Source organism: Streptomyces sp. WAC 04229 (genome assembly GCF_003947455.1).
GTDB lineage: Bacteria > Actinomycetota > Actinomycetes > Streptomycetales > Streptomycetaceae > Streptomyces.
On sequence record NZ_QHJH01000274.1, the window covers coordinates 1 to 7,104 of the forward strand.

Consider the following 7,104-nt stretch of genomic DNA (forward strand, 5'->3'; position numbering starts at 1 on the left):
GACATCCGGACCTGGATCGCCGCATGGAACACCGATCCCAAGCCCTACGTCTGGATGAAGACCGCAGACGAGATCCTCGAACGCCTCGCCAGCTATCTGAACAGAATTCCTGACTCAGAAGACTAGGCCGTGTCCGCAAAGTCCCGCCTGCCCCGCGACGCCCGGCACGCACTCTCGCCGCACCGGGCGAAGCCCCGAGTACGCCCAGTACGAGGGGCTGCGCCCAGCACGCCGAGAGCACGCACCGGACGCCGCGGGCCCGCCCTCCGGGCGGACGGCGGGACTATGCGGACACGACCCAGGCCGCGGATCCGGGCGGCGGGTCAGCGGCGAACCGCAGGCCGGGCACAGACGCGTACGGGACCGGAGCCCGCTCCGGCTCCGGTCCCGTACGTGTCCCGGGTGCCGCTCAGGCGGCGACGGCCTCGTCGGCGTGGCCGTGCAGCCGCGCGACGACCTCCGTCAGCTGGGCGGCCACCTCGGCGTCGTCCGACGGGTGGGTCTCGGCGAAGCGCGTCATCGAACCGGGGATGGACAGCTTGAGGTCCTCGATCACCTTCCCGCCCGCGATGCCCACGGCCTTGCGGGCCTCGTCCTGCGCCCACACGCCGCCGTACTGGCCGAAGGCGGTGCCGACCACGGCGGCCGGCTTGCCCGTGAGCGCGCCGGCGCCGTACGGGCGGGACAGCCAGTCGATGGCGTTCTTCAGGACGGCCGGGATGGTGCCGTTGTACTCGGGGGAGAAGAACAGGAAGGCGTCGGAGGCCTGGGCGGCCTCGCGCAGCTTCGCGGCGGCGGCCGGGACGCTGCCCTCGACGTCGACGTCCTCGTTGTAGAAGGGGATGTCGGCGAGCCCTTCGAACAGGTGGACCTCGGCGCCCTCCGGCGCGAACTTGACGGCCGCCTCGGCGAGCTGGCGGTTGTGCGAACCGGCGCGAAGGCTGCCGACGAGCGCAAGGATGCGGACAGACATGAGTACTCCCACTGAAAAGGTTGCCGCGATAGATCCGGACCGGGGTCCGTTTAAGTTCTAGCATCTCAAACGGACCGCGGTCCAGTTTTCTTCCCATGCTTTACGCTGGGTTCATGTCCGCCGCCCCGCCGCCCTTCCCGAAGTCCGAAGAGACCGTCGGCCAGACCGAGTTGGAGTTGCTGCAACTCGGCCCGGGGCCGGCCGAGGACGAGCCCTGCCTGCGCGCCGACGCCGCCCGCAACCGAGCCCGGCTGCTGGAGGCCGCCGAGCGGCTGGTCGCCGAGCACGGCGCGGCCGGCGTCACCATGGAGGCGGTGGCCGCCGCGGCCTCGGTGGGCAAGGGGACGGTCTTCCGCCGCTTCGGCGACCGCACCGGGCTGCTCGCGGCCCTCCTCGACCACTCCGAGCGCAAGTTCCAGGCCGCCCTGCTCAGCGGACCGCCGCCGCTCGGCCCCGGCGCCCCGCCCGTCGAGCGGCTGCGCGCCTTCGGCTGCGCGATGCTGCGCCGCTCGATCGACGAACTGGACCTGCAACTGGCCGCGGAGCCCAGTGCGGAGCGCCGCCACACCTTCGCGCCGCGCCGCTTCCTACGCGGTCACCTGGCCCTGCTGCTGCGGCAGGCGGTCCCGGACGGAGACAGCGAGCTGCTCTCCCACACGCTGCTCGCCTACCTCGACGTCGCCCTGATCCACCACCTCACCGAACAGTGCGGGATGCCCTCGGAGCGGCTCCGCGAGGGCTGGCTGGACCTGGTCGCACGGGTCACCCGCACCGAGCCCCCAGCCGCCTGAGCCCCGGCCGGAGCCCCGTATCCGGCTTCTGCCAAGATGCCGTACGTCATGGTGCAGATACCGAAACCGTCCGCCGCCGAGTCCCTCGCACCGCGCTCCGTGCCCACGAGCGCCGATGTGGCCCGGCTGGCCGGCGTCTCGCGCGCGACCGTCTCCTACGTCCTGAACAACACCGGCGCCGTCCGGATCAGCGAACCCACCCGCCGCCGGGTGCACGAGGCGGCCAGGGAGCTGGGATACGTCCCGCACGCCGCGGCCCGCTCGCTGCGCGCCGGACACAGCCGGATGGTCCTGATGCCCGCGCCGTCCTTCCCCGCGGGCCCCCTCTACAGCCGGTTCCTCAGCGAACTCCAGTGGGCCCTGGCCCGCCTCGACTACACGGTCGTGCAGTACGGCAGTGTCGGGCTGCACGGCTACGAGGCCGCCCGCGCCTGGGCGGAGCTGCGCCCGGTCGCGGTCCTCGTGCCGGGCGCCGGTCTGGACCCGCAGGGGGTGGAGGTCCTCAAGCGCTCCGGCGCCCGCGCGGTCGTCACCCTCGGCCCCGAGGCGGTCGAGGGAGCGCACGCGCTGCTCACGGACCAGGAGAGCGTCGGTCACGGCGCGGTCCGCCACCTCTGCGACCGGGGCCGGCGCGCCATCGGCGTGGTCGTCCCCGCGGAACCCGGCCTCGACGTCTTCTCGGTGCCCCGCCTCGACGGCGCCCGCCGTGCCGTGCGCGGCACCGACGCCACCGTCACCGAGCTGCCCCTCGCCTACGAGGAGCGGGACGCCGCCCGGCTGGCCGCACGCTGGGGCTCCCTCGGTCTCGACGCGGTGTTCGCGTACAACGACGAGTACGCGATGCTGCTGATGCGGGCCCTCCAGGACGCCGGCCTCGCCGTACCCGGCGACGCGGCCGTGATCGGGGCCGACGACCTGATGCTGGGCCGCCTGCTCCGGCCCCGGCTCAGCACCGTCCACCTGGAGCTGCCCTCCGGCCGCGACCTGGCCGCACTGGTCGACCGCGCGGTCCACGACCCCGGCGCCGCGCCCGAGCGTCACAAGGTGCTGGGCGCGGCGGTGGTCCACCGCGAGTCGAGCTGAACCCCTACTGGCCGCTGTCGCCGTCGGCCTGCGCCTGCTGCTCGGCGACCGCCTTGCGCACCTCGTCCATGTCCAGCTTCCGGGCCTGGCCGATCACGTCCGTCAGGGCCTCCTCGGGCAGCGCGCCCGGCTGCGCGAACACGGCCACCTGGTCCCGGACGATCATCAGCGTCGGAATCGACTGGATCCCGAAGGCCTGGGCCAGCTCCGGCTGCGCCTCGGTGTCCACCTTCCCGAACACCAGGTCGGGATTGGCCTCCGCGGCCTTCTCGTAGACGGGCGCGAACTGCTTGCACGGACCGCACCACGACGCCCAGAAGTCGATCAGAACGAACTCGTTGTCCGTGACCGTCTGGTCGAAGTTCTCCTTGGTGAGTTCCACGGTGCTGGTCATGAGGTGATCCCTCTTCCTGAAATCGGGGTACAACCGTCGGCACAACGCTGCCGACCTGGTGGGTATTCCGCGCACGTACCCATGTGGCCACGTCGCACACCACCCACCAGACTGACCCCATGACGCAATCGGATTCCATCGCGTACGACGTCGTCGTGATCGGCGCGGGCCCCGTGGGGGAGAACGTCGCCGACCGCACCCGGGCGGCCGGTCTGGCCACCGCGATCGTGGAGAGCGAACTGGTCGGCGGCGAATGCTCCTACTGGGCGTGCATGCCCAGCAAGGCCCTGCTGCGCCCGGTCCTCGCCCGCGCGGACGCCCGCCGCCTGCCCGGCCTCGCCGACTCGGCGCAGGGCCCCCTGGACACCGCGGCGGTCCTCGCCCGCCGTGACGGATTCACCTCCCACTGGAAGGACGACGGCCAGGTCCAGTGGGTGGAGGGCATCGGCGCCGACCTCTACCGCGGGCTGGGACGGCTGGCCGGGCCGCGCACCGTGGAGGTGACCGCGCCCGACGGCACCCGCCGGGTGCTGACCGCCCGGCACGCCGTCGCCGTCTGCACGGGCAGCGCCGCCGCCCTGCCCGACCTGCCCGGGCTCGCCGACGTGCGCCCCTGGACCAGTCGCGAGGCCACCAGCGCCGAGAGCGCGCCCGGCCGGCTCATCGTGGTCGGCGGCGGAGTGGTCGCCGTCGAGATGGCCACCGCCTGGCAGGCCCTCGGCTCCCGGGTGACCCTCCTGGTGCGCGGCGAGGCCGGGCTGCTCGCCCGGATGGAGCCCTTCGCCGGGGAACTGGTCGCCGAGGCGCTCACCGAGGCCGGCGTGGACCTCCGCACCGGCACCTCCGTCCGGTCGGTCACCCGCGAGGACGGCACCGTCGTCGCCGTCACCGACACGGGCGACCGCATCGAGGCCGACGAGATCCTCTTCGCCACCGGCCGGGTGCCCCGCACCGGAGACATCGGCCTGGACACGGTCGGCCTGGAACCGGGCTCCTGGCTGTCCGTCGACGACAGCCTCCGCGTGGACGGCCACGACTGGCTGTACGCCGTCGGGGACGTCAACCACCGCGCCCTCCTCACCCACCAGGGCAAGTACCAGGCGCGCGTCGCGGGCGCCGCCATCGCCGCCCGTGCCTCCGGGGTGCCGATCCTGGAGTCCGACCCGTGGGGCGCGCACGCCGCGACAGCCGACCACGCCGCCGTGCCCCAGGTGGTGTTCACCGACCCCGAGGCGGCCTCCGTCGGCCTGAGCCTCGCCGAGGCGGAACAGGCCGGCCATCGGGTCCGCGCCGTCGACGTCGACCTGGGCTCCGTGGCCGGCGCGAGCCTCTACGGCGACGACTACAAGGGCCGCGCCCGCATGGTCGTCGACCTGGAGGACGAGATCATCCGCGGCGTCACCTTCGTCGGCCCCGGCGTCGGCGAGATGATCCACTCCGCGACCGTCGCCGTCGTCGGCCAGGTGCCCCTCAGCCGCCTGTGGCACGCCGTCCCGTCGTACCCGACGATCAGCGAGGTGTGGCTGCGGCTCCTGGAGGCGTACCGCGACAACTGACGCTGCCCGCCGGGTCCGGCGGCCGGTCAGGCCGCCGGACCCGGCAGCTCGAACCCCAGCGCCGCCGCGGCCCGCTCCGGCGTCGGCTGCGCCCACAGATCGGCCACGGCCCGGCTCGACGACAGCGACCGCGACTCGGCCCGGTCCAGGTACAGCACGCCGTCCAGATGATCCGTCTCGTGCTGCACGATCCGGGCCGGCCACCCCGAGAACACCTCGTCCACCGCGAGCCCGTGCTCGTCCGTGGCCCGCAGCCGCACCCGCGCGGGGCGTGCCACCACGGCCTGCCAGCCCGGCACGCTCAGACAGCCCTCGAAGAAGGCGGCCCGCGCGCCGCCGACCGGCTCGTACGAGGGATTGACCAGCACACGGAACGGCTGCGGCACCCGCCCGCGCGCCACCCGCACCTCCTCCGGTACCGGTGCCGGGTCCTCGATCACCGCGATCCGCAGTCCCACCCCCACCTGCGTCGCGGCCAGTCCGACGCCCGGCGCCGCGCGCATGGTCAGCCGCAGCGCCTCGACGAACCGCGCCAGCAGCGCGGGCGGCAACTGCCCGTCGAACGGCTCGGCCGCGCGGCGCAGCACCGGATCACCCGCCTCGACGATCGGCAACGGGCCGCCGGGGGCGAGCAGTTCCTCGACGCGCTCGGCAAGGGGGGAGCGGTCACGCGGAGTTCCCATCACGCCAGCATGCCACGGCCGCCGCCCCCACCGGCTCCGTCAGTGTGACGTACGCCACTGCACGGGCCGGGAACCCGGCGCGCGTCCGAACCGACCACTGGGATCGTCCCCTCCCCACGACGTCCCCGGAGCGCCCACCGATGACCACCACCTCCCCGGCCTCGACGGACGAGTCCACGGCCACGGCCGCGCCACCGCCCACCCGCGGCAGATGGTCCACCCTGCGCCCCCTGGTCCTGCGCCTGCACTTCTACGCCGGTGTCTTCGTGGCCCCGTTCCTGCTGGTCGCGGCCACCACCGGCCTGCTCTACGCCGCCTCCTTCCAGGCCGAGAAGCTGGTCTACGCCCACGAACTGACCGTCGACGACGTGGGTGAGCGCAAGCTGCCGATATCCGAGCAGGTCGCCGCCGCCCGGCAGGCCCACCCCGAGGGCGCCGTGTCGGCCGTCCGCCCCTCGCCCGAGGACGACGCCACCACCAGGGTGATGCTGTCCGGCGTCGAGGGCGTCGACCCCGGCCACACGCTCGCGGTCTTCGTCGACCCGTACACGGCGAAGGTGCGCGGCGCCCTCGAACAGTACGGTTCCAGCGGGGCGTTGCCCCTGCGCACCTGGATCGACGAGTTCCACCGCGACCTGCACCTGGGGGAGACCGGGCGGCTGTACAGCGAGTTCGCCGCCAGCTGGCTGTGGGTGATCGCGAGCGCCGGTCTGGTGCTGTGGTTCTCCCGCCGCCGGGCCCGGCGCAAGGTGCGCGGCACCACCGGCCGGCGCCGCACCCTGGGTCTGCACGGCACGGTCGGCGCCTGGACCGCGGCCGGGTTCATCTTCCTCTCGGCGACCGGCCTCACCTGGTCGACGTACGCCGGCGCGAACATCGAGGACCTGCGCGTCTCGCTCGACCAGACCACGCCGTCCGTGTCGGCGTCGGCCACCGGGGGCGGCGAGCACTCGGGCCACGGCGCGGCGGCCGGCGCCGGCGGGGACGCGGCGCACGGCGTCGGCCTCGACAAGGTCCTCGCCGCCGCGCGCGCCAAGGGCCTCGGCGACCCCGTCGAGATCGTGCCGCCCGCCGACGCGTCCTCCGCCTACGTCGTCAAGCAGGTGCAGCGCAGCTGGCCCGAGAAGCAGGACTCGGTCGCCGTGGACCCGGCGACGGGCGAGGTGACCGACGTCCTCCGCTTCGCCGACTACCCGGTGCTCGCCAAGCTCAGCCGCTGGGGCATCGACCTGCACACCGGGAGCCTGTTCGGGCTGCCGAACCAGATCGGCCTGATGCTCCTCGCCGCGTCCCTGATCCTGCTGATCGTCTGGGGCTACCGCATGTGGTGGCGGCGTGGCCGGGGCTCCGCCTTCGGCCGTCCGATCCCGCGCGGGGCGTGGCAGCAGGTCCCGCCGCTGCTCCTCGTCCCGCTGCTGGCGGCGGTCGCGGTGCTCGGCTACTTCGTCCCGCTGCTGGGCATCCCCCTGGCCGCCTTCGTCGCGCTGGACGTCGTACTCGGCGAGATCGCCCACCGGCGGGAACGCCGGACACGGACGGAAGACGCGGCGGCGGGCGTCTGACGGGGGCGGCGGAGCGCCATGCCCCACACCGCGCTCCGCCGCATCCCCCGCATCCCCCGCAG

At 73.9% G+C, this 7,104-nt stretch carries 7 protein-coding genes and 1 pseudogene; 5 read left to right on the forward strand and 3 right to left on the reverse strand.

Translation table 11 applies throughout. The annotated features are described in order from the left end of the window. Positions 1–126, forward strand: a pseudogene (locus DMH12_RS40120) (IS630 family transposase); the annotation flags it as partial. Positions 127–409: 283 nt separating this feature from the next. On the opposite strand, the gene DMH12_RS36020 reads toward DMH12_RS40120, so the two are convergent. Next, positions 410–973, reverse strand: a complete 564-nt coding sequence (locus DMH12_RS36020) for an NAD(P)H-dependent oxidoreductase (RefSeq protein ID WP_125495511.1) — start codon at positions 971–973, stop codon at positions 410–412. Positions 974–1,086: 113 nt separating this feature from the next. Between DMH12_RS36020 and DMH12_RS36025 the strand changes: the two genes are divergently transcribed. After that, on the forward strand, positions 1,087–1,764 hold the full coding sequence (locus DMH12_RS36025) for a TetR/AcrR family transcriptional regulator (RefSeq protein ID WP_125495512.1): 678 nt from the start codon (positions 1,087–1,089) through the stop codon (positions 1,762–1,764). Between the two features lie 48 nt (positions 1,765–1,812). Continuing rightward, on the forward strand, positions 1,813–2,847 hold the full coding sequence (locus DMH12_RS36030; RefSeq protein WP_125495513.1) for a LacI family DNA-binding transcriptional regulator: 1,035 nt from the start codon (positions 1,813–1,815) through the stop codon (positions 2,845–2,847). Positions 2,848–2,851: 4 nt separating this feature from the next. On the opposite strand, the gene trxA is transcribed toward DMH12_RS36030, so the two are convergent. Beyond that, entirely contained in the window at positions 2,852–3,241 is a 390-nt protein-coding gene (gene trxA / locus DMH12_RS36035; RefSeq protein ID WP_125495514.1) for a thioredoxin, read from the reverse strand. Between the two features lie 119 nt (positions 3,242–3,360). Between trxA and DMH12_RS36040 the strand changes: the two genes are divergently transcribed. Beyond that, positions 3,361–4,797 carry an NAD(P)/FAD-dependent oxidoreductase gene (locus tag DMH12_RS36040; RefSeq protein ID WP_125495515.1) on the forward strand — a complete coding sequence of 479 codons (1,437 nt, stop codon included), beginning with the start codon at positions 3,361–3,363 and terminating at the stop codon, positions 4,795–4,797. A gap of 26 nt (positions 4,798–4,823) precedes the next feature. On the opposite strand, the gene DMH12_RS36045 is transcribed toward DMH12_RS36040, so the two are convergent. After that, entirely contained in the window at positions 4,824–5,480 is a 657-nt protein-coding gene (locus tag DMH12_RS36045) for a peptide deformylase (protein WP_125495516.1), read from the reverse strand. A gap of 140 nt (positions 5,481–5,620) precedes the next feature. Here DMH12_RS36045 and DMH12_RS36050 point away from each other — a divergent pair, with 140 nt between their 5' ends. Next, positions 5,621–7,042 (forward strand): PepSY domain-containing protein, encoded by a 1,422-nt coding sequence (locus DMH12_RS36050; protein ID WP_125495517.1) that lies wholly within the window; start codon positions 5,621–5,623, stop codon positions 7,040–7,042. Positions 7,043–7,104 lie beyond the last annotated feature (62 nt).

What these genes read in the sequence shown, in the direction of transcription:
- DMH12_RS36030 (WP_125495513.1), top strand. Translation starts at nt 1,813, where the DNA reads ATGGTGCAGATACCGAAACCGTCCGCCGCCGAGTCCCTCGCACCGCGC.
- DMH12_RS36040 (WP_125495515.1), top strand. Translation starts at nt 3,361, where the DNA reads ATGACGCAATCGGATTCCATCGCGTACGACGTCGTCGTGATCGGCGCG.
- DMH12_RS36025 (WP_125495512.1), top strand. Translation starts at nt 1,087, where the DNA reads ATGTCCGCCGCCCCGCCGCCCTTCCCGAAGTCCGAAGAGACCGTCGGC.
- DMH12_RS36050 (WP_125495517.1), top strand. Translation starts at nt 5,621, where the DNA reads ATGACCACCACCTCCCCGGCCTCGACGGACGAGTCCACGGCCACGGCC.
- DMH12_RS36020 (WP_125495511.1), bottom strand. Translation starts at nt 973, where the DNA reads ATGTCTGTCCGCATCCTTGCGCTCGTCGGCAGCCTTCGCGCCGGTTCG.
- DMH12_RS36045 (WP_125495516.1), bottom strand. Translation starts at nt 5,480, where the DNA reads ATGGGAACTCCGCGTGACCGCTCCCCCCTTGCCGAGCGCGTCGAGGAA.
- trxA (WP_125495514.1), bottom strand. Translation starts at nt 3,241, where the DNA reads ATGACCAGCACCGTGGAACTCACCAAGGAGAACTTCGACCAGACGGTC.